The organism is Agrobacterium fabrum str. C58 (genome assembly GCF_000092025.1).
Taxonomy (GTDB): Bacteria; Pseudomonadota; Alphaproteobacteria; order Rhizobiales; family Rhizobiaceae; genus Agrobacterium; species Agrobacterium fabrum.
Window position 1 is genome coordinate 760,796 of record NC_003063.2, and the last position, 23,018, is coordinate 783,813.

Annotated in this window: 16 protein-coding genes and 2 tRNA genes; 9 read left to right on the top strand and 9 right to left on the bottom strand. The window is 59.5% G+C overall.

Going from position 1 to position 23,018, the window contains the following annotated elements; translation table 11 throughout:
- Positions 1 to 101: 101 nt before the first annotated feature.
- From ATU_RS17105 to ATU_RS17135, 7 genes are all read left to right on the top strand, one after another.
- Positions 102 to 2,540: a TonB-dependent receptor gene (locus ATU_RS17105; protein WP_010973252.1), complete on the top strand. Its 2,439-nt coding sequence runs from the start codon at positions 102 to 104 to the stop codon at positions 2,538 to 2,540.
- Between the two features lie 53 nt (positions 2,541 to 2,593).
- Positions 2,594 to 3,514, top strand: coding sequence for an iron-siderophore ABC transporter substrate-binding protein (locus tag ATU_RS17110; protein WP_010973253.1), 921 nt, complete (start codon positions 2,594 to 2,596; stop codon positions 3,512 to 3,514).
- Entirely contained in the window at positions 3,511 to 4,560 is a 1,050-nt protein-coding gene (locus ATU_RS17115) for a FecCD family ABC transporter permease (RefSeq protein ID WP_010973254.1), read from the top strand. The genes ATU_RS17110 and ATU_RS17115 overlap by 4 nt, the downstream gene beginning before the upstream one ends.
- Positions 4,557 to 5,531, top strand: coding sequence for a FecCD family ABC transporter permease (locus ATU_RS17120; protein ID WP_010973255.1), 975 nt, complete (start codon positions 4,557 to 4,559; stop codon positions 5,529 to 5,531). The genes ATU_RS17115 and ATU_RS17120 overlap by 4 nt, the downstream gene beginning before the upstream one ends.
- Positions 5,524 to 6,327, top strand: a complete 804-nt coding sequence (locus ATU_RS17125) for an ABC transporter ATP-binding protein (RefSeq protein WP_010973256.1) — start codon at positions 5,524 to 5,526, stop codon at positions 6,325 to 6,327. Before ATU_RS17120 ends, ATU_RS17125 begins: the two co-directional genes overlap by 8 nt.
- 351 nt (positions 6,328 to 6,678) lie before the next feature.
- Entirely contained in the window at positions 6,679 to 7,221 is a 543-nt protein-coding gene (locus tag ATU_RS17130; protein WP_010973257.1) for an RNA polymerase sigma factor, read from the top strand.
- 47 nt (positions 7,222 to 7,268) lie between these two features.
- Positions 7,269 to 8,240 (top strand): FecR family protein, encoded by a 972-nt coding sequence (locus tag ATU_RS17135; RefSeq protein ID WP_010973258.1) that lies wholly within the window; start codon positions 7,269 to 7,271, stop codon positions 8,238 to 8,240.
- Positions 8,241 to 8,365: 125 nt separating this feature from the next.
- Here ATU_RS17135 and pbpC read toward each other — a convergent pair whose 3' ends face one another.
- The 6 genes from pbpC to ATU_RS17165 all read right to left on the bottom strand — a co-directional run bounded on the left by pbpC (position 8,366) and on the right by ATU_RS17165 (position 18,486).
- Entirely contained in the window at positions 8,366 to 10,444 is a 2,079-nt protein-coding gene (pbpC, locus tag ATU_RS17140) for a penicillin-binding protein 1C (protein ID WP_035258169.1), read from the bottom strand.
- A complete protein-coding gene (locus ATU_RS17145) occupies positions 10,441 to 15,897 on the bottom strand; it encodes an alpha-2-macroglobulin family protein (RefSeq protein WP_010973260.1) in 5,457 nt (1,818 codons plus the stop codon). The genes pbpC and ATU_RS17145 overlap by 4 nt, the downstream gene beginning before the upstream one ends.
- A gap of 118 nt (positions 15,898 to 16,015) precedes the next feature.
- Entirely contained in the window at positions 16,016 to 16,204 is a 189-nt protein-coding gene (locus tag ATU_RS17150; protein ID WP_010973261.1) for a Trm112 family protein, read from the bottom strand.
- Between the two features lie 10 nt (positions 16,205 to 16,214).
- Positions 16,215 to 16,886: an LON peptidase substrate-binding domain-containing protein gene (locus tag ATU_RS17155; RefSeq protein ID WP_035258166.1), complete on the bottom strand. Its 672-nt coding sequence runs from the start codon at positions 16,884 to 16,886 to the stop codon at positions 16,215 to 16,217.
- Positions 16,887 to 16,954: 68 nt separating this feature from the next.
- Positions 16,955 to 17,923, bottom strand: a complete 969-nt coding sequence (gene trxA, locus ATU_RS17160; RefSeq protein WP_006310301.1) for a thioredoxin — start codon at positions 17,921 to 17,923, stop codon at positions 16,955 to 16,957.
- Positions 17,924 to 17,976: 53 nt separating this feature from the next.
- Positions 17,977 to 18,486: a prolyl-tRNA synthetase associated domain-containing protein gene (locus tag ATU_RS17165; protein ID WP_010973263.1), complete on the bottom strand. Its 510-nt coding sequence runs from the start codon at positions 18,484 to 18,486 to the stop codon at positions 17,977 to 17,979.
- A gap of 253 nt (positions 18,487 to 18,739) precedes the next feature.
- Here ATU_RS17165 and ATU_RS17170 point away from each other — a divergent pair.
- Both ATU_RS17170 and ATU_RS17175 read left to right on the top strand, forming a co-directional pair.
- Positions 18,740 to 18,814, top strand: a tRNA-Gly gene (locus ATU_RS17170).
- A gap of 223 nt (positions 18,815 to 19,037) precedes the next feature.
- Positions 19,038 to 19,730: a glutathione S-transferase family protein gene (locus ATU_RS17175; protein ID WP_010973264.1), complete on the top strand. Its 693-nt coding sequence runs from the start codon at positions 19,038 to 19,040 to the stop codon at positions 19,728 to 19,730.
- Between the two features lie 286 nt (positions 19,731 to 20,016).
- On the opposite strand, the gene ATU_RS17180 is transcribed toward ATU_RS17175, so the two are convergent.
- The 3 genes from ATU_RS17180 to ATU_RS17190 form a co-directional block, all read right to left on the bottom strand.
- Positions 20,017 to 20,093, bottom strand: a tRNA-Met gene (locus ATU_RS17180).
- A 136-nt stretch (positions 20,094 to 20,229) separates the two neighbouring features.
- The gene (gene mnmA, locus ATU_RS17185; protein ID WP_035258161.1) at positions 20,230 to 21,426 is read right to left on the bottom strand and encodes a tRNA 2-thiouridine(34) synthase MnmA; all 1,197 of its coding nucleotides are present in this window, start codon (positions 21,424 to 21,426) and stop codon (positions 20,230 to 20,232) included.
- 198 nt (positions 21,427 to 21,624) lie between these two features.
- A complete protein-coding gene (locus tag ATU_RS17190; protein ID WP_010973266.1) occupies positions 21,625 to 22,815 on the bottom strand; it encodes an OpgC family protein in 1,191 nt (396 codons plus the stop codon).
- Between the last annotated feature and the right edge of the window lie 203 nt (positions 22,816 to 23,018).

Below are 23,018 nucleotides of genomic sequence, written 5' to 3' on the forward strand. Positions count from 1 at the left end.
GAGTCCCATAGCGCCGCCTTTGATCGTCTTCAGCATGAGTGGGCGGATATTGCCGCCTTTTGTCTGAAACGCTTATCAAGTGCGCGGGAGCGGGGGCTTCAATGGAATGCAAGGGAATTAACGGCAGAACGGCTAGAACCGGACTGGCGGGATGGGTAGCGCTGCTGCTCACAACTTCGGTTTCTGCTCTGGCGTTGAATGTGCCGGCCACAGCCCAGACCGTCGCTCAGGCCAGCACCGCGCCTCGGCAGATTTCCATTGCTGCCGGGCCGCTGACCTCCGCGCTCAATCAGCTTGCCACGCAAACCGGCCTGCAGATTCTCTTTGACGGATCCATTGCCAATGGCAAAACGTCTCGCGGCGCCAGCGGCAATCTCACACCCTCTCAGGCGCTCGCCGCGGTGCTTGCAGGAACTGGTGTCCAGTCGCGGTTTGCCGGCCAAAACCAGATCGCCCTCAGCCTTGCGGCGGCACCTGCCAATGCCGCAGCCGTCGCTGCCGACGGTACAACCCAGCTGCAGGCCATCACGATTTACGGCTCACGCAACGCCACGACACTTGCCAGCACATCCTCGAGCATCGGTATCGTCAACGCGGAACAGATCTCCGACGGACAGATAAGGAGTTTCCGCGACAGCTTCCGCCGCATGGCGAACGTCATGGATGGCGACTGGGCGGATGCCGGTTTCATCATTCGTGGCGTCAGCTCCGAGGGCCTTGTTCCCGGTGGCGCGCCTCTTGCCACACTTTACATTGACGGCGTTCAGCAAACGGTGCGTGGCGCGCGTCGCGGGGCACGCGGGCTGTTTGACGTCGAGCAGGTCGAGGTCTATCGCGGCCCGCAGTCCACCCTGTCGGGGCGCGCTGCCATGGCCGGTGCGATTTATATAAAGACCAAGGATCCCACCTTCGAAAAGGAAGCGGAGCTTTCGACCACAATCGCCACCGGCAATCTCTACGGTACCGGTTTCATGTTCAATACGCCGCTGGTGGACGATCAGATCGCCATTCGCATGTCTGGCGAGATTCAGCGTAGCAAGAACGATATCAATTACCCCACCTTCGAGCGTTATGAGAACTATAACGAGTTCACACACGACTTTTATTACCAGGTCCGGGGCAAGGTTCTGTTTGAACCGGCGGAAATGCCGGAGACGCGCGCGCTTCTCAGCTACTCGTTTTCACATGACAACCCCGCCGTTCGCGATATTGGCGGCCCCAAAGGCTCCATCCCCTTCAGCTTCGATGAGAAACGCGGCGACTATCAGCTTCCGGTCTACATCGAATATCGCCCGACTGACGTCCATAACGTCGGACTGGAGGTAACGCATGACTTTTCAGACGAGCTGAAGCTGACGTCACTTTCGGCCTTCAGCTATTCCGATGCCGATCGTCTCTCGGTCAATTATGGAACTCCGGGCGAAATTGATACCTATCACGGCTACTACAAGGAATGGATCGCCTCTCAGGAAGTGCGTCTCAACTACGAAGGTGAGAAGTGGGACTGGGTCGGCGGCGTCTATTTTTCTTATGAAGATGAGAAGAATTTCTACGATCGTACCATTCCGCTGACCGCTACTGTCAAGCGTAACCAGGTTCAGCACAATACGCAGAAATCGTTCAATGCCGCCCTGTTCGGAGAGGCGACATACGAGTTCGTTCCGACATGGAAAATCACCGTCGGCGGCCGGCTGGACTATACGGATCAGGATATAACCCAAAATCTGGTGCGCACCCAGCCTCTTGGAGGCAGGACGACCGTGGTGACGGACTATGCCGCCTCCTTCAGTGAGGTCAATTTCGTGCCCAAAATCGGCCTTTCGAAAGAGCTGACGGATACACAGACGGTGGGGATTACCTATTCCCAGGGCTTCCGGACGGGTGGCGCGAGTTACGATGCGTATCAGCGTACAGCCTATAACTACAAACCCGAAGAGGCATCGACCTACGAGATTTTCTACAAAGGTTCGTTCATGGACGAACGCCTGACCATCAATTCAAACGTTTTCCTCACGAAATACTCGGACCAGCAGGTTTTGATGCAGTTCGATCCAACGGATCTGCTGAGCCGGCGCATCATCAACGCCGCGTCTTCGGAAGCATGGGGCTTCGAGTTCGAGCCGTCGTTCAAGGTCACTGACAACCTCGAAACCTTCGCATCGCTCGGCTACGTCCATACCGAATTCAAGGACTTCAACGATTTGAACCTTGGCAATCTGTCCGGCCTGCCATTCCCGGAAGCGCCGAAGTGGTCGCTGGGTCTCGGTGCCCGCTACACCTTCGATAACGGTGTCTATGTCGGCGCCGACGCCAAATATACCTCGAGCTACCTGGCCCGTCTTGGCAGCCTGCCGCACGACTATCTCAAGAGCCGTTGGATCGTGAACCTGCAGGCGGGCTACAAGACCGAAAGGTGGGAAATCAACGCCTTCGCGCAGAACCTGCTGGACGAGAAATATTTTGTCTACAACGACAATGATATTGCCGCCACGCTCGGCGAGCGCCGCAGCGTCGGTCTGAACATGAAGGTCAAATTCTGATCCATTTCCTGCGCGGCTCCATGCCGCGCAGGCTTCCATTTCTGGAGTAATGAATGATCCTGCGGTCGTTTCTCATCTTGCTGATGGGACTTTTTGCCTCCGGCGCCTCGGCGCAATGTTCGGGCCGTTCCCTCACGACAGGCGTATATGGCGCACCGATCTGCGTGCCGGACACGCCCCGCAGGATCGTCGTGCTCGATCCCTTCTATAATCTGGGAATGGCGCTTGAACTCGGCCTGCCTTTGGTCGGCGCACCGCTTATGTCCGTTCAGGACCATGAACTGAAGGAGAAGGCCGACAAGGCGACGGTCTCCGATATTGGCGAGGCCCGGCAGCCCAGTCTCGAGCGCATAGTGGCCCTGAAGCCGGACCTGATTGTCGGGGACGCAGCCCTGCACGGCCAGTCCTACCAGAACTTCGCCAAGATTGCGCCGACCGCGCTCATCGATGCAAAGAGCTGGAAAGACCATTTCCGCACATTGGCGCTCCTTTCGGGAAAAAGTGATGAGGCCGCGCAGATGCTGGCCGGTTACGAAAAACGTGTTTCCGCCATCAGAGAGAAGACTGCTTCCCATACGGTATCGGTATTGCGGGTGACACCCAGCGGTTTTCATGTCTATCTCGACGGTCCGGCCGCCTATGCGCCCTATGCGGTTCTTCGTGACGCCGGCGTAAAACGCAGCACCTACGAAACGACTAACGACAACACGGTCTTCAAACGGCCCGAATGGGAGGACCTCGCCCTCCTCGACGGGGACATCCTGCTTTACGTCGTTGCCGGCAGATACGATACGACCATGGACGATGCGCTTGCCGACCGCACGACCAGCAACCCCTTCTGGCAAATGTTGCCGGCAGTCGCATCCGGGAACGCCCACCGGGTAAAGCGCGAAACATGGATGAGCTTCAACGGCATCGGCTCCGCCAACAAAGTTCTCGATGACATCGAGCAATATCTGCTGGGCAAGCCGTGACATCGTTTCGCGGACTATCGAAGGCGGAAAGACCGATACATCCTCGCCCGGCGGAATTTTTCTGCTCGGTCCTGCTTCTGCTCGCCATCGCTGGCCTGCTGGTTTCCGCAATGCTGGCAATAATGGCTGGCCCGGCGCCCCTTTCACCGTCGACCGTGCTCTCTGCAATCTTCCGCTTTGACGGCTCGCGTGACCATCTCGTCGTGACGTTGCTACGCTTGCCCCGCGTCGCGGCGGCCATGATCGCGGGTGCGGGCCTGGCCGTTTCAGGCGCAATCATGCAAGCCGTGACAAAAAACCCTCTGGCTTCGCCGGGGCTCCTCGGCATCAATGCCGGCGCGGCTTTTGCAGTCGTCGCCAGCCTGTCGATCACGGGCGTTTCGGGCGACGCGCTGGTCTGGTATGCCTTTGGCGGCGCGGCTTTCGCTGCGTTCTGCGTTTTCTTCATCGGTTCTATCGGCCGTGTGGGCGCGACCCCGCTGATCATGGTGCTGGCCGGAGCCGTGGTCGCGACATTCCTCACATCCCTGACCACGGCAATTCTGATCTTCGACCAGACGACACTCGATGCCGTGCGCTTGTGGACCGTCGGTTCCTTAAGCGGCCGGACGATGGAACACGTCTTCGCCGTCGTGCCATATTGGCTTGCAGGCTTGCTCGGCTCACTGCTGCTCGCCCGTCATCTGACGACACTCAGCCTTGGCACGGATGTCGCCACGGCGCTCGGCCAGAACCCAGCCCTTTGGCGCAGCCTGTCGGTCGTGATCGTCATTCTCCTCTCCGGCAGCGCCGTTGCACTTGTCGGGCCTGTCGGCTTCGTCGGCCTCGTTGTGCCGCATATCGTTCGCCTCGCCATCAGCGTGGATTACCGGTGGATCATTCCCTTCAGCGCCGTCATCGGTGCGATCATGGTTGTTATCGCCGATCTCGCCGGACGGATCATCCTCGCCAACCAGAGTTTTCCTGTCGGCGTCACGATGGCCCTGATCGGAGCGCCATTTTTCCTTTGGCTGGCGCGTTATCGCGCGGGGGCAGGCAGGCCGTGACACGCGCAATAACTGTTCTGATCATTCTCAACCTTCTGGCCGTCATTGCCGCCATGATCTGGGGTGACCAGTCGATTGCCTGGCGTGATGTCGCCAATGCACTCGTCGGCAGTGCGCCGGCCGATCTGCACATGATCGTTATCGAATTCCGGCTTTCACGAGCAATGCTGGCTCTGCTCGCCGGCACAGGCCTTGCCGTTGCGGGTACAATCTCGCAGACCGTCATGCGCAATCCGCTGGCAGAGCCCGGCGTTCTGGGTATCAATGCAGGGGCGGCGCTCGTCGCAAGCGTGGTTATCATCCTTTTTGCAGATGTTTCGCCAACCATCCTGCCTTGGGCGGGCTTTGCGGGGGCCGTCACAATGGCGGCGACCGTCTACGCGCTCGCCTGGAAACGTGGCACGTCCTCTCTTCGGATCATCCTCGTCGGTATAGGCCTCAGCGCCATGGCCGGCGCGGGAACCAGCTTTCTGACCGCATTTGGCAATGTCATGGATGTGCAGCGGGCAATGATCTGGCTTTCGGGCAGCGTCTACGGCGCTGACTGGACCAAGGTCAAAAGCCTTCTGCTCTGGCTTTCCGTTCCGCTGGCTCTCACCTGGTTCTCCTGCCGGCAGCTGGACCTCATCCGTTTCGGTGACGATGTGGCGACCGGACTTGGACAGAAGGTCAATCTCGTGCGTGCATTCCTGATATTGCTCTGTACGCTGATATCGGGCGCCACCGTCGCGATGGTGGGACTGGTGGGGTTTGTTGGCCTCATCGCCCCGCATGTTGCGCGGCGAATCGTTGGCCCTGCCCATCGGGCCCTCATTCCGGTTGCCGCTCTGACAGGCAGCCTTTTGCTGTTGGTCGCCGATATTATCGGCCGCACGGTCATCGCACCGGCGCAGCTGCCGGCCGGCATCGTAACAGCCCTGCTGGGGGCTCCGTTTTTTGCCTATCTTCTGAAGGGCCGCCGGCATGCATGAAGCTTATCGCCTCGCGACACGCAATCTGTCCCTTGGATATAACGGCGCCGTCATTGTCGAAGACCTGAACCTGAAAATTCCATCCGGGCATTTCACGGTTCTCGTCGGAAAAAACGGATGCGGCAAATCCACGATATTGCGTGCACTCGCCGGACTTCTCAGCCCCATGAAAGGCGAGATATTTCTGGACGGCGCATCGACGCGGAAAATTCCATCGCGGGAACGAGCAAAACACATCGGCGTCCTCACGCAGGGGCCGCAGGCTCCAGAGGGATTGTCGGTCACCGAACTGGTCCGGCAAGGGCGTTATCCCCATCGCAGACTGTTCGAGCGCTGGTCCAGCCGTGACGAAGATGCGTGCACCTATGCTCTCGACCTGACCGATATGACATCGCTTTCGGACCGTCCGGTAGAGGCTCTCTCCGGCGGCCAGCGGCAGCGCGCCTGGATCGCGATGACGCTGGCCCAGGAAACGGACATCCTTCTTCTGGATGAACCGACGACTTTCCTCGATCTCGCCCACCAGATTGAAATACTCGATCTCATCAGGCAGCTTGTGCATGATCAGGGCCGCACCATCGTCGCGGTCCTCCACGATCTCAACCAGGCGGCCCGTTACGCCGACGAAATCGTTCTTGTCAGGGACGGCAGGATATTCGACGCTGGCGCCCCAGGTGCCGTCATCACGGCGAAAAATGTCCTTGATGTCTTTGGCGTCAACGCCGTCATCATGCCGGATCCGATTTCGGGAACACCGATGTGCGTGCCCATTCCATCACAGACCCAAGGCAAGTGACCTGTGGCTGCCACGCAACATTCCCTGGGTTTTTCGTAAAAGATAGTTTTATCTCCCGCCTTTGCGCGCATTCGCCCGCAGGCCAAAAGATGCAATGAATCCAAACATAAACATGATAAAAATTGTCCTCTTTTAAACGTCAAGGAGATTTTTTACGGCTCCGACCTTAAATCATTGCACTTGCATCGCTTTTTACCCGTGACTAGAAATTGGCCCACCGGCGATGAAGATGAGAACTTCGATGCCGGCTGATGACCTGCTTCGGACAAACCTTAAGGAGAGCACCCGGTTTGTGCTCTGTGTCCGCCTTCAGTTGTCACACCTTGCAGATTGCGGAGGTTCAGGAAAGCAATGCGGACGTCGACGGCCAGCCTCAATGAAAATGACGGAACCGACCTGTTGAACAGGGCGATCGTCGAGCATTACGGCGACATCATCAAGGCCGTGGGGGGACGCAGTCGCTCAGACGGGGCCGCGCGGGAAATCGTGCACGATCTCTACGTCAAACTCGCCTTGCAGCCCGATGCGCTGTCCGGCAAACGATCCATAAAGGCGTTCCTGTGCCGCGCCGCTTCGAATATGCGGATCGACCGGATCAGACGGGAGCAGTTAGAATCCAGACTTTTTTCCGGTTCGGATGAAGATGCCAGGGCAGTGTTTGCGGCGGATAACGCACCCGATCAGGGATTGGCTGTCGAGGCGCGGCTGACGGTGCTGAAACAGGCAATCGCCGACCTGCCAGAAAAACGGCGCACGGCCTTCGTCCTGCACAGGCTTCATCATCTTTCGCCGGACCAGATCGCGTCCAAGCTTAAAATTTCACGCAATATGGTCGACCGGCACCTCCGGCGCGCGCTCAGCCATTGCCTCGACCGGCTTTTTGAAATGGAGTAAACATCCTAATCAACACAGCTCATTCGTCTACACATGGAAGAGCATAATTGGAGCGTTCCGTGCAACGTAGACGTCTGACGCGTGATCAGCGCAAACGAAACAGAGAGGCAGCCGACTGGGTGTTTCGCAACCGCGACCCGGACCAGCCCGAAACGGAGTTGGCGGAGTTTCGTCGCTGGATGGAACTGGATCCGGAGAACTGTCGGGCCTACACGGCGGCGAAGCGCATTCTCGGTGAAGCGAGAACTGCGATAAGGTCTGATGCCGGGCTTCGTGAAGCGCCGGTTTCATCCTCATCGCGCGGCCGCAACGCGATCATCTCCTCGGTCGTCGCGATCGCCGCCGCCGGAACACTGTTTATTGCTCTGGATGGCCCGATGCGCATGAGTGCGGATATCATGTCCGACACCGATGAGATGCCTGAAGTGACACTGGAGGATGGCTCCCGGGTTCAATTGAACGCGTCATCTGCAATCGCGCTCGATTTCACCAGCGAGCGACGGACCGTCCGGCTCCTGCGAGGGCAGGCATTCTTTCAGGTAAGCCCGGATGCGAAGCGGCCTTTCTCCGTCAGCGCGGACGACACCCTGGTCACAGCTCTCGGCACGGCCTTCGATGTGCGCCAGAGCGCCACGGACACACGCATTGCCGTGACGGAACATTCCGTGCGCGTCGATTTCAAGGAGCCGGGAGCCCTTCCGGTGAAAGTCGGGGAAGGCGAAGAAGTGCTTCACTTGAACGAGACAGGGAAAAGCACGATCCGGAAAACGGATGCCAACACGGCGCTGGCTTGGCGCCGGGGCCAGCTTACCGTGGACAACATGCCCCTCTCCTACGTGATCGAGGAAATACAGCGGCATTTTCACGGGCGCATTGTCATAGGAAACGAAGCGACCGCACGGCGGGTCGTCAGCGGCACACTTTTCGTGACCGATACAGAAAGCGCGCTGAATTTCCTGCGCACGGCCCTCAACATCCAGACATACAAGATTGGTCCCATCATCGTCGTCACGTCCTGACTTCGGCAGAACGGGAGATAGACTAGCCGGGCCTCATCGTTTTCTTCCAAGCAGGTGGTATGCCGAACTGGTTCCTGTTTTCCAGCGTATCCGTCAGCCAAGCATTGGCGTTTCGGTGGCAGACCTTACTCGACAAAAATCCGCACACTCGAGGCACGGCCATCGGCGTCAATCACCGTGAGCGTCGAAAACCCCTGCCCCTCCGGTCGCCATTCGCTATTGCGGCGATGAGAGGCATCCGGCAAAGGCAAGCCGTTGGCGAGCCAGCGGAAAGGCGCGCGCCCGCCCTGCAGCTTCAGCACCAGCGGCGAAATGCCGGACTGGCTGGAAAGTTCCACCCGCGCGCCCTCCGGCGGGTAGACGATGCGTGGGGCGCTTTCCCGTCTTGAGGCCGAAAGCAGGCCGTTTGCAGTCGTGGTAAAGCGCCGCTGGTTGGCGGGAAGGTCGGTTACGGCAACGCGCGCTACACCGGAGGGTGGGCCAGGCATCGGCGTCACGGCCACGCCGGATTTTGCGAAAGCCTCGAACAGGATGGGAGCAGCCGTCGCATAACCGGCAATGCCCGGCACCGCACCATTATCGGCGCGGCCGACCCAGATGCCGATAACATGCCGCCCGTCATAGCCCACCGACCAGGCGTCGCGATAACCATAGCTGGTGCCGGTTTTGTAGGCGATGCCGCGCTGTTTCATGCCGAGCGGCGGAAGGACACCGGAGAGTATGTCGGTGACGTTCCAGATCGCGGCATGGGAAAACAGCCGATCACCCTCCAGTCGTTCGGGGACAGTGCGGACACCATCACCCAGCCGCATGGGATCCCCGCTGCCGGCAAGCCCGGCATAAAGCTGCACCAGATCAACCAGGGAAATGCCGGCACCGCCGAGCGCAATGGCAAGCCCAGGTGCCTCATTGGCCGGAAGCACCAGTTTTACGCCCGCCCGCCGGAACCGCACCATCAGCGCCGAGGGGCTGACGGCATCAAGCAGCTTGACCGCAGGCACGTTGAGGGACAGTTGCAGTGCCTGGCGGATACTGACATCACCCTGATAATGCATGTCGAAATTGCGTGGCCGGTAACCGGAAAAATCAGCCGGACGATCCTCGATGATGGTTTCCTGCCCGACAAGACCATCTTCGAAGGCAAGGCCATAGATGAATGGCTTGAGGGTGGAGCCCGGCGAGCGCACCGCCCGGCTCATCTCCACGAAACCGCGCCGTGCCGTATCGAGATAATCCGCCGAACCGACCTCCGCGAGGATATCGCCGGTCTGCGCATCAGCCATGACGATGGCGACGGAAACCTTGTCACCAAGCTTTTCCGCCGCATGGCGCGCGACACCTTCCAGTTCCCGCTGGATCGGCAATCTCAGTGTCGAACGCACCTCTCCGGCATTTTGAAATTTCGCGCGGGCGGCAACCGCCATATGTGGCGCATAGGACGGCAAGTCTCGCCGGTTGACAGGCACCGCAGCCAATGCCGCCCGCTCCGCCTCTCCTTCACCCACCACGCGCTCCACGGCAAGCCGTTGCAGTACTCGCTCGCGTGCCTGCTTCGCCGCCTCCGGAAAACGGTCCGGGCGCCGTTTTTCCGGCAATTGCGGTAGCGCTACCATAAGGGCTGCCTCCGCCGTATCAAGCCGGCCCGGTTCCTTGCCGAACCAGGCGAGGCTTGCGGCTCTGACGCCTTCGAGATTGCCGCCATAGGGGGCGATATTCAGATAAAGGTCGAGAATCTCGGCCTTATCCAGCCGTCTCTCGATCTGGAGCGCGCGCGCAGCCTGCAGGAATTTGGCCGAGAAAGATCGGTCGGCGCGCGGCTCGATCAGCCGCGCCACCTGCATGGACAACGTCGAGGCGCCGGAGACGATCCGGCCGTTGCTGGCCAGTTGCCAGGCGGAGCGCAGCAATGCCCAGGGGTCAACGCCGTGGTGATCGTAAAAGCGCTGATCCTCATAAGCGACCAGCATGCGCAGGAATTGCGGATCGACCTCCGCAGCCGTGGTTTTCAGCCGCCAGCGGCCATCCGGTGTCGCGAAGGCGCGCAACAGTTTTCCATCGCGGTCCAGCACCTCGAAGGATCGCTCTCGCGCAGCCTCCAGCGGCGGCGGATAGGCCTTGTCCAGCGCGTCAAGACCGAAGGCCGCGCCGCCGATAAGCAACGCGGCCGTCATGATGCCGGCGATGACAGCCTTTTTCCGCCTCATGGGGTTGCCGAACGCACCTCCATGCGGCCGGTTGCCGTCCGGGCGGCAAATTGCGGCCGGTACATATCCTCAACCGAGGCTGCCGGGTGATCATAGGTGCCCGGCGTGACAGCACGGACAACATATGCGAGCGCGATCTCCGAACTGTCACCGGCCGAGCGATCGAAGGCCGCGACGAAACGGTCGTAGCGGAATTCGGTATGCGCGGCTTCCGTTTCCGGCAACCAGTCGAAATTCGACAGTTCGGCGGAATTGACGAGGCTCGGATTGTCGATTTCGAAACCGGAGGGCAAGAGATCCGTCACCAGAATGCGCGACTGCCAGTTATTCTGCGGCACCACATTCAGCACCACAACGTAACGCTCGTTCTGCGTGACCTCGCTTGGGTTCACCTCCTCGCCATCCATGGAATAATAGGTGCGCGTGATGGTGAAGCCCTCGCCACCGGCGGCAAGCGGCTGCGCCGGTGGTGCCACTGTGGTGACAACAGCCGTGACCGGATCGGCCGAGGCATTGGCGATCTTCAAGGGTGCGGCCAGCAACTCGTCACCGCTCATTCGCTTGCCGAAACCGCCGGTCTGCAAATCGCCGTTTACATCGAGGCGGATATCCTTGTCCTCGCCCTTGACGGCGCGGGCGGCGAGCAGCATCCAAGCCTGTTCCTGAGTGCTGGTATAGGGCTTCTTTTCCCATTCCTTCGCCACGGCACCGGCAAGCTGCGGCACGACGGCCGGAACCGGGCGGCTTTCGGCCGCCAGCGCCAGCGTCGCTGCACCATCGCGCAGCGCAGAGCCATAATCTGCCCGCGCGAGGCTGACGTTGGTGGCACGGCTTGCCATGTCGAGCGAAGCCCCAAACACGCTCTTCGACCGGGCCTGATCACCATAAAGAGAGAGGGCTGCGGCAACCTGCGCCTTGGCAAGCGGCGTCGGGAAATCGGCGAGCGCCGTGTCCGCATAATAACGCAGATCGTTGATGGCCGCCTTACGGTTGCGCGCCAGCACATAAAGCGAATAGGCAATCTCGTTGCCGCGATCCTTGACATTGCTGTCATAGGAAAGACCGTTTTGCAGGTTGTTCAGCGCCTGCACCATGGCCGCTTCGGGAACATCGTAGCTCTGTTCGCGGGCGCGGGTCAGGAAGTCGGTGATATAGGCATCGAGCCACAGATCGCCGTAACCCGGCGACCAGAGGCCGAAGCTGCCCGAACTCGACTGGAAGGACAGCACGCGGTAGATCGCTTCCTGCACCCGCTTGCGAGTATCAGGATCTTCGGCCATGCCGCTGTCCTTGGTCAGTTCCGAGACGTAGAGCAGCGGCAACGCCCGGCTCGTCGTCTGTTCGGCGCAGCCGTAAGGATATTTATCCAGCATCATCACCAGCGCCGGAATATCGAAGGCCGGCGAGCGCGTGACGTTGACCGCGACGGAAGACCCCAGCAGCATGCTGTCGGCCAACAGATCGCCATTGATGGTCAGACTGCTATTGGGCGCAATTTTGATTTCGCGCCGCGTCGTGACCGGCAGAACGGCCGGGCGCACCGGAACATTCAGCACCTGCTCCAGCGAGACACCAGATGCGTTGGAGACCTTGATGGTGATCGCTCCATTGCCGGGCTGTTCACCCGTCAGAGGCACTGTCAGCGACGACTTGCCGCCCTTTTGAAGCGCCAATGTCTGCGACATCTCGCCCTGATCGACCGTCAAGGCCGTGTTACTTGTCACATCCAGCCGGTAATCGCCGGCCTCGCCATCGGTGTTGGCGATATCGAGGCGCAATTGCGAGACATCGCCGGGTGCGAGGAATTTCGGCGCGCTGGCGATGACCACAACGGGATCACGGATGATGGCATCCGAGACCGCGTGACCAACACCCGTCTTCGTCCAGGCCACTGCCATGATGCGCGCCGTGCCGTTAAACTGCGGAATATCAAAGCTGATTGTCGCCTTGCCGTCCCGATCGAGTTCGACCGGACCGGCAAAGAAGGCCACCAGCTTTTCGGTGGGCGGGCTACCCTGAAGGGCCGCCCCTGCGCCATCGCCGCCGGTGCGCAACCGGCCGGTGGCGCCAAGCGAACCGTCGATCAGGCGGCCATAGAGGTCGCGGATTTCGAGCCCCAGCCGGCGCTGGCCGAAATACCATTCATCCGGCTTCGGCGGCTCGTAGCGGGTGAGGTTCAATATGCCGACATCCACGGCCGCGACGATGGCATAGGCTTTTTCGCCGACGCCAGCGCCCGCAACGGTGATGGGAATTTCAAGCGGCTGGCGCGGCAGCGTCTTCTGTGGCGCGCCGAGGGTGACGGCAAGCTTGCGCTCGGCCGGATCGACGGCAAGCCATTTGATGCCGATGGCGCGCATCGGCATGCGGCTTTCCTGCGCATCGCCCGGACGGAACAGCGTCGCCGTGACGTAAGCACCTGCACCCCATTCCTCGGTGACCGGAATACCGATCTCGCCGCCATCCGCGCCGATCTCGGCATTCTGAACGGAAATCAGCTTCTCCGAACCTGATGTCACCATCAACTCACCGGCAAAACGCGAGGACACCTTGAGTTTGGCCGTATCGCCAATCTTGTAGCTCTGTTTGTCCAGCGCGATTTCCAGCGCATCCGGCGTTTCCGTCGAGCTTGCCTCGACGTAGAAACCGGCATCAAATTCGACGCTGGAAACCGGCGCGCCATTGCCGGCACCTTCCACTTCCAGCCGGTAACGGCCCCAGGTGACGGGCACGGAAATCTCGCCGCCATTGGCATCGACGGACAGGGTGCCGGTCTCCTGCTGCTTGGTGTATTCCACCGGCTCGTAACGCCAGGAATTGCCCTGACGATACCATTGATAATTCCGCTCGACCTTGATGAGCTTCCAGGTGAGACCGTTCATCGCCTGCTTCGCGCCATCGGCGCTGACGCCAATGATGTGGAAACGACCAACGGAATTCTGAGCGAGATCGCCGGAGAATTGCGGCTTGATGCCGATGACAGGTGCTTCCGCCTTGATGGGCAACGTCAACGAGCGCTCGACGGCACGTCCACCCGCCTCTTGCATACGCACGGTGATGTTGGCGGAAAGAAGCTGGGTGGTGGAGGGCAGATCTGTCAGATCAACGTTGAAACTTGCTTTGCCTTCTTCGTCCAGCACCGGCAGATCGGCAAGCGTCGTGCGGTTTTCCTCTTCGCTTTCCTCATCCGCCAGACCGAAGAAATAACCTTCGAAATCCGTGGTCGTACGCGTCGGTTTGATTGCGATCTCGCCTTCCAGCGTCAAGCCGGCGGCCGGGGCGCCATAGAGATAACGGCCATCGACGTCGATTGCCGTTTCCGCGCCCGGATCGATCTGTTTTGCCTTGCTCGAAAGGTCGAACTCGGTGCGGTCAGGCACGAAATCGTCTACGAGGAAACTCTTTTCGCTGATGGCAGCCGTCTTCGGATCGGTATGGATGCGCAGAGTCCAGGTGCCGCGCATGGCATTTGCCTGCAACGGCAGATCGACCGCATGGCCGCCGAGCGCCTTGCCGTCGCTGACGAAGCGCCGGTCTTCCACGCCATCGGGACGCGAGAAGATGAAGGTAAGCGGCAGATCCTCGATTGCCTTGCCATCGACATCACGGGCAAGCGCTGCGGCATGTACGGTCTCGCCGGCACGGTAGATACCGCGTTCCGTCCAGCTAAACACATCGATGGCACCGGGTGCCGCACGTCCCGTCACGCCACGATCTGAAAGATCGAAGCCGGCGCGGGTCATGTCGAGGAAGACGTAATCCTTGTCGCCATTGCGCGCGGTCAGGATTGCAGGCGCCTGCGCAGCGGTGCCGCGCATCAGGCCGGCCGAGAACACCGCGCGGCCATCCGCGTCGGTCTTTGCCGTGCCCAGCACCTCGTTATTCTTGGCGAGCAGCTGCAAATCCACATCCGCAAGCGGCTTGGCACTGCCGAGTGCACGGACAAAGACGTTGAGCCCGTCGGTGCCGGCATAGGTCGTAATGCCGGTATCGGAGACCAGGAACCATTGCGTGGCGCGCGAATCCCATGTTTCAGGTGCTACGCCCGGAGGCACGGCAGTCAGCACATAGATGCCGGGTTTGCGCTCTGGTAGGGCCTCATCCACCGGAAAACTCGTCACCACATCCTTGTTGAGGTCGGGCTTGATCTCGATCGAACCCTGCCAGACGAGTTCGCCGATCTCGTTTTCGATACGGTCGGCATTATAGCCGTCCATCTGCGTCAGGAACTGCGAGTTGGAAAGAAGTGAGGTGATGTTGCGGTCGCCGACGCGATAGAGCTTCAGATCGGCCTTGTCGGCATTAACAGAGACGATCGGGATACCACGGCGAGCAGTACCCGGGAGAACGAAATTCTCGCCCGTGAAGCGCACAGTCGCGGCGCGGTCGCGCACGTAAATATCGAGATTGACCTGCTTTTCCAGTGGCTCTTCCACGGAAGACGGCAGGCCGGCGCGAAACGCAATCTTGTAACGCTGGCCATGGGTCAGGCCTTCGACACATATCTCGCTGCCCTTCGCTTCAATGGCCTTGGGGGCGGCACCATCGAGCGTGATGAAGGAGGAATAATCGACGCCGTTCTTCACCAGCGGTTCGGAAAACTGCACGCAGGCGCGCGGGCTGACACTATCCGTATCCACCGTGTTGTTGATGACACGGAAGCCCTGGCGGGTGCGTAGATCGGCATAGGCCGCTTTTGTCTGTGCATCGTCGGTGAGCGCGAGGCTCTCCTTATAGGCATTGAGTGCCGCGCGATAATTTTGGGTTCTCTCAAAAGCCTTTGCCAGCCGGTTCAGGGCCTCGGTGCGGGCGCTGACCGTGCGGCTCAGCTGATAGGCATTGATGGCGGCAGACGCCGCCTGCCCGGCAATCGAATAATTGTCGGTGACCTGCGCTGCCTTTTCCGACAATTCCGCCCAGAGCGCACCGTCTTCAGGCGTGATTGCAAGGGCCGCCTTGTAGGTCGCGACCGCGTCAGGAATATTGCCGGAAGCCACTTGCTGCCGCGCCGTTTCGACCAGCGCTTCGACACCCTGTCCGGTCTCACCGTCATTTGCCGCAAGGCCGGATTTCAGCCGGCGCGCTTCCTGCTGCAGGCTGTCAGTGACGAAGGACAGGCGCTGCGGTGCGCCGATATCGGCCTCCGTCGCCACTTCCACGATCTTGCCGGCGACAGCGCCGGGGAAGGCGTTCAGCTGATTGAAATCGGATTTGAGAAAGCACCATTTCACCTTGGGATTGTAGGTGAAGGCCTTGCAGGCTGCGTCGCCCACACAAATCTCGCCGCATTGTTCCAGCGAGACATTCTGCTCCGTCCGGAGATCAAAGCCGAAATAATCGCCGTTCTGGGTGGTTACCACCTTCCGCGAAGGTTCTGCTGCCGTGGCTGGAAGAAAAATGAAGGCGGTAGAGACCGCAACCAACGAGACCCGGACAAGAGCGCGCAACGACATCAGTATTCTCCCCGCAACAGACATGTCGGGCGGGACTCTGGTCAAATCCACGCATGGTTGTCAACGCATCTTCGTCAATTCGCGACATGACAATCTGTGGAGAGCGGAAGAAGGGAGACTATTCTTCTATTTTGCGCGCTTCTGAAATCAGCATGATCGGCACGCCGTCACGGATCGGATAGGCGAGCCTCGCGCTTTCGGAGATGAGCTCGTTGTGGGTCCGATCATAGGAAAGCCTGCCCTTCGTCAAAGGGCAGACCAAAAGCTCCAGCAGCTTCGGATCGACATTACTCATCCTGTCGTCCATAGCGGAGGTCCTATTGCAGCACGGTGCCGCCCTCGCCCGAGCCTTGGGCAAGAACGATCTCGGTGATGGCGATCAATGTTTCCGCCCGCGTCTTCAGGTCGGGCGCTTCCAGCAGCGCCTGTTTTTCGGCCGGACCGAAAGGAGACATCATCGAAAGGGAATTGACGAGAACACGATTGCCCGCCCTTTCCACGCTTTCCCAATCCGCCTCCAGCTGGTTGGCATCCAGAAATGCGCGGAATACCCTGAGCAGGTTTTCGCGATCCACCGCTTCTTCATCATATTCGCCGGAAAGATCAGCGATGAACGGCGCATGCCGGAAGCTGCGATAGGGCTCGCTGCCGGCAACCTCCTCCAGCAGGCGGAAGCGGCAGACACCGGTGAGCGAGATGACGTAACGGCCATCACCCGTCTCGGAAAAGGAAGTGATGCGGCCGAGGCAACCGACGGCGCTCAAAGGCCCGCCTTCGATCCCCGCCTCGATGACATGAAGGGCCGGCTGCACCATACCGATGAGACGGTGGCTCGCGAGCGCCGTGTCGATCATGGCGAGATATCGCGGCTCGAAAATATTCAGCGGAAGATGCCCTTCCGGCAGAAGCAGTGCGCCCGGCAATGGAAAGACCGGCACGGTTTTCGGCAGGTCGTCGTTCTTCACGTATCTCGCATTTCCGACATGCATGGGATCAAGCCCCCTGTTCATTGCTGCCCGGCCGGCGGCTCAGCCGCCAGGGCCGGGATATGCCCGCATTACGAAAACAGTATCGCCGAAAGCTTCCGGCGGCCGGCAATACTTGCCGGATCCTTGAAACCCCAGGACTCGAAAAACTCCAGAAGCTGGCGGCGCGCGCCGTCATCATCGAAGGTCCGGTCCTTGCGCATGACGTAAAGCAGATGGTCTGCCGCTTCATCACGCCGCCCCTGCGCATTCAGCACCTTGGCGAGCTTCACCCGCGCCTCGTGATGATCAGGATTTTGCGCGAGGTCTCGCTCGAGTGCGACCGGATCACCGATTTTACGGGCTTCTTCATATTGCGCGATCTTTTTCGAGACGAGCTGAATGCCCGCATCGTCATTGAGTTCGGCAGGAAGGGAGGAAAGCAATTCGCTGGCCCGCTCATATTGACCGGCGGCGATCATGCATTCGGCGATACCGGCAATCGCCGCGGGGTTTTCCGGATCGGCCTGCATGACGGCGCCGAAGAGCTGCGCCGCGCCATTAAAATCGCCATCGGCCAGAAGCTGCTTCGCCTCGGAGAGAGCAGCCTCGATCTCGGCTTTCGGATCACCGGCATCCGGGCCGGCGATCTTGTCGATGAACTGCCTGATCTGGCTTTCCGGAACGGCACCCATAAAGCCATCCACCGGCCGGCCATCGGCAAAAGCGACGATGGCGGGAATGGACTGGATGCCGAGCTGGCCGGGAATGGACGGATGATCGTCAATATTCATCTTCACGAGCTTAACGCGGCCATTCGCCTCGTTGATGACCTTTTCGAGCACCGGCGTCAGTTGCTTGCACGGGCCGCACCAGGGCGCCCAGAAATCCACCAGAACCGGCTGGCGGCGCGATTCCTCGAGAACGTCCTTGGAAAAACCCGCCGTCGTCGTATCCTTGATGTGGCCGGAGGCCGCGCCGTTCAGCTCGCCATTATGATGCGCGCTTGCGGTCATCTGCCCGCCATAAGAACCGCCGTAGGGGTTATTCGTGTCGCTCATGCCGGTCTCCCGTAATCTCTGTCGCATGTCTCAGTTGAAGCAAAGATCGTATCTCACTCGCTGACTTTCAAGACAAGCGGTGCATGTCCGGTTGCCTCGAGAAAGCGAATAAGATCCTTGGACGCGATCGTTGTCGTCTGGTCGTTGGAAAGCGGATGGCCATTGACCAGTTCGTTTTCCAGGAGATCGCTGTCGAGCACGAAAGTGACCTGTCTGGCCGTGTCATTGATGGCCCCGAACACGGTGACGGAGCCCGGCACGACGCCCAGATATTCCAGCATTTTTTCCGGCCTGCCGAAAGAAACGCGGCTTGCTGCACCGATGGTCTTGTGGACGCTTTTCAGGTCCACGACGGCATTTTCCTCAACGGTCAGAACAAAATACTGGTCCTTCTTGTCCTTCACAAAGAGGTTCTTTGTATGACCGCCGGGAATGAGATCGCGCAGCGACTGGGATTCTGCGACGGTGAACACTGGCTCGTGCTGTTTCGTGGTGTGCGAAATGCCAAGACCGTCGAGAAACTCGAACAGCTCCGTTGCCGTCTTCCGGGAATTTTCCGTCATATCCTGCCGCCCGCCTCCGCCGATTCCGTTGTCGTTCTTTCCTGATTAAGGGGGCGGCCAGCGCTTGGCAACGCAGGAAAAACCGGCGAAGTGAAAAATTCTCAATCATTTCCGCCGCTTGTCGCATTTCTCAAAGAAATTTTCGCGTTTTTGTCATTTCTCTGTTGCATTCCAAAATCGATTGAGCGATATAGCGCCCGTCGCCGCTTGGTGGCCCACGGTTCAGCGAACTACCCCGGACCGGTGGATTTGAGCGGGTGTAGCTCAGGGGTAGAGCACAACCTTGCCAAGGTTGGGGTCGAGGGTTCAAATCCCTTCGCCCGCTCCAAATTTCTCCAAGAAAATCGATATTTAGACGATTGTCATTCAAACTCCGCGATTTTTGTCGTGGTTCGGTTAGCGATCGGCGTTCTCATTCCATGCTGCCGAAGACCACTCTCCATCACCCTCTCGATATTTACACTGACTGCCTGTGCAGCGGCACCGTTGACTGAACGCCCCGCAAGGCGGAGGTTGCTCCTGGAAATACGGACCTCGTATGGAGACACAGGATGTCAAATATCGAAACAGTCCCCGCTTCTATAGAGATGAAGCCGAACCCGACGATCACCGTTTTTGAACGCTCTCCCGATGGCGGCCGCGGTCTCGCGCGTGATATGCCGGTGCGATGGGCGCTCGAGGAAGTGGGCCAGCCCTATCATGTCCGACGCCTGTCGTTCGAAGCGATGAAGGAAGCCTCGCACCTCGCTTATCAGCCTTTCGGCCAGATACCCTCCTATGAGCAGGGCGACCTCATTCTGTTCGAGTCGGGCGCGATCGTGATGCATATCGCGCAACATCATAGTGGCCTGCTGCCGGAGGACCAGTTGCGACGAGCCCGGACCGTTGCCTGGATGTTCGCTGCATTGAACACGATCGAACCATCCATCCTCAACTTCACTACGGTCTGGCTCTTTGAGCGCAACGAGCCGTGGCACGAAGCCCGCCTCGCCCGAACCAAGGAACAGCTCCTGAAACGCCTTGACGAGTTGTCCGCATGGCTTGGCGACCGGGAATGGCTCGAAGGCTCTTTCAGCGCTGCAGATATTCTGATGATCTGCGTCTTACGCCGACTGGAATCGTCAGGCATATTAAAAGACTACGGGAACCTTTTGGCCTATGTCGAGCGAGGCAAGGCCCGTCCAGCTTTCAAGCGCGCGTTTGACGCCCAACTGGCGGTCTTCACCGCGGCCTCAAAGAACTGACCCAGGCACTGCTCAACTTCTGATCTAAAATCAGCCAGAGGCGACGATCATCGCAAGAATATACTCGCCATGATCTTGCCATATTTTATTTTACGTGCTTTTGTGCAGCCGCCCTTGTGGGAGGGGGTAAAGGTTGAGACCCGCTGGCTGTATTTTACAGTGAGCGGGTTTCCCTTTTTTTGGGCAGCCCTCAGATACCGTGCAGCAGATACGCGTCAGCCATCATTGTGATGGGACGCACAAACGCTACGCTGTCGGTCGATTTGATGTATATTTATGTGAGAAATGGTAGCGGGAGAGGGACTTGAACCCCCGACACGCGGATTATGATTCCGCTGCTCTAACCACCTGAGCTACCCCGCCACAGAGGAAACGTGACAGTCATGTGACTGGCTCGCTCCATCAGGATGAGCGGCTTATAAGGTGCCGCTCCCCAAAGTGTCAAGCGCAAGATGCGCAAAAAATTCGCTTTCCGCATCGCTGCAAAAAGCGAATTGTTTCAGGCGGCAACCGGCTTTTCCAGAAGCGCCTTCAGCGATGCCTCGGCATCCACTGAGCGTTCCGAACGGTCGATGAAGCCGCCGCCGTAAACGCGGGCATCCGGACCCGGCGCGGAATAAAGCACGCAGGCCTGGCCGGGGGCAACACCGGCCTCACCGGTCATCAGATCCACATAGATGCCATTTTCATCCGCATGCAGCACCGCTTCCGTCGGCGGGCGGGTTGAGCGCACCTTGGCGAAACAGGTAAAACCCTGCCCGGCATCAGCCGCGAGCGCACCATCACCCAGCCAGTTCATGTCGCGCAGATAGACGCGGCGGGTTTCCAGCGCCTCACGCGGGCCAACAATGACCCGACGGCCTCGTGCGTCGAGATGCACGACGTAAAGCGGTTCTCCCGTTGCGACGCCGATGCCGCGGCGCTGGCCGATCGTATAATGCACGATACCGTCGTGGCGGCCGAGCACACGGCCGTCGAGATGCACGATATCGCCCGCCAGAGCCGCATTCGGCTTCAGCTTGTTGATGATATCGGTATATTTGCCCTGCGGCACGAAACAGATGTCCTGGCTGTCAGCCTTCTTGGCCACCACAAGCCCCATCTCTTCCGCCAGCGCCCGCGTTTCGGCCTTGGAGAGGCCGCCGAGCGGAAACCGCAGGTAATCGATCTGTTCCTGGGTGGTCGCGAACAGGAACCAGCTCTGGTCACGATCGCTGTCGATCGGGCGGTAAAGCGCACGCCGACCCGGCTGTCCGGAAACAGGATTGGGGCGCGAGCGGATATAATGGCCGGTCGCCAGTGCATCGGCACCCAGTTCCTGCGCGGTGGCGAGCAGATCGGCAAATTTTACCGTCTGGTTGCAGGCGACGCAGGGGATCGGCGTTTCGCCCATCGCGTAGGCTTCAGCAAAGGGGTTGATGACGGTTTCGCGGAACCGCGCTTCGTAGTCCAGCACATAATGCGGAATGCCGAGCGTTTCGCAGACCCGGCGCGCATCATCGATATCCTGACCGGCGCAACAGGAGCCGGCGCGGTGAACGGCAGCGCCATGATCGTAAAGCTGGAGCGTAATGCCGAGGACATCATAGCCCTCGCGCTTGAGGATACCGGCCACCACGGAAGAATCGACGCCACCGGACATGGCGACAACGATCCGGGTATCTTCCGGCCTCTTGTCAAAATCGAGCGTATTCACGTTTTTTCCCATCGTCAGTCATAACGGGGGTAAAGGCCCCGCCGCCTGTCGGTCATCCGCCGCGCGTGATCGTGACCTTCATTCGGGCCAGCCTGCCTGCGGATTTAAGGGGTGCATATAGAAAGGAATGGCCGCACACGCAAGTACGGGGCGGAAAACCGCCCCGTAAAGTCTTCAGATTCCGATCGCGGCAGGTATTTATGCGCCTGCGGTCTTCTGGCCACTGGTGCCAAACCACTTGTCGCGCTCCCGCCACAGAGCGGGCAAGGCCAACAGTCCGATAGCGGTGAAAGCGATCAGGGTCTTGTTGAGCTGAGACAGCTCTGCCGTGCGGCCATCGAGATAATAGACGGCATAGACGATAGCAACATGCCAGACATAGACCTGCAACGAATGACGGCCGAGCAACTGCAGGAACTTCAGCGACAGCACCCAGATCACGCCTTCGGCGATGGAGCGCACGATCGGGCGATGGTGCTGCGGACCGGCAATCACCAGCCAGGTCAGGCCGACACCAACGGCAAGGAAGTTGATGAGGTAGACCGGGCCGAAATCGGCACGGATTTCCATGGTCGAGAACTTGCCCATCATGAATTCCGGCATCAGCCCCCAGGCCGTTGCGATGCGCAGCGGCATGAAGAACAGGCAGATCAGAAGGGCAGCCTTCGGCAGCCAGGTATGCTCAGGCGAGAAAATCTTCTTCCACGGAATGCGGTTCTGCGCCGTCATCGCGCCCATGACCAGTGCCGAATAAAACACCAGCTGCCAGCCGAGCAGGTTGAAGCTGACGCGGATGCCCTGTTCGTCGGCCCCCTTGACGAGTTCGTTGAGCGGCGTCGTGACGATCTGCTGCAGACCAAGCTGACCGGCCATCCACACCAGCAGGGAGCCGGCCATGACATAGGCCCACTTGCCATCAAGGCAGAGCTTAACAAGAACAGGCGCAAACAGCATGTAGACGATATATTGCGGCAGAATATCCATGAAGGTCGGCTGGAAGAGGAATGTCGCAATCGCCGCGAGACGCAGCGGATCGTCAAACGACGTCATGCCAAGCCAGTTGTACCAGATGTAAGGCGCATGGGGGATGACCATGCGGAAGAACAGCACGGCGATCACAAGGCCCATCGCATAACGATAAAGCTCCATCGCCCGGTTCCAGATCATCTGCTTGCCGGCATCGTAACCGTACTTCATCATCTTGCGCGCATAAACCATGCCGATCAGCAGACCGGACAGGAACACGAAGCCCTGCGCATCCTCGACAAAGGCAAACTGCCGGTGATTGATTTCCACCAGCCAGAAGCCGCCGGCAAACACCAGATGGTTGATCAGCATGAAGACGAGGAAGTAACCACGCATCCCGTCGATCAGGTCGAAGCGTTTCATATCGATAGCTCTCCGTTCTCGCGGACCGCGCATTGCCCGGCCACCCAGCCCGGCCTGCGAGGCGCCGGGAATTGGATTGTCAACGCTGTTTTGCGGCTGAGGTTCCCTTTCCAGAGCGGTTTGGAACCGGAGCAAAAAGTCACATTGACGTGTACGATCCGTGGTTAGGACGCCTGGACTGAATGACAGATGAATGAAAAAAG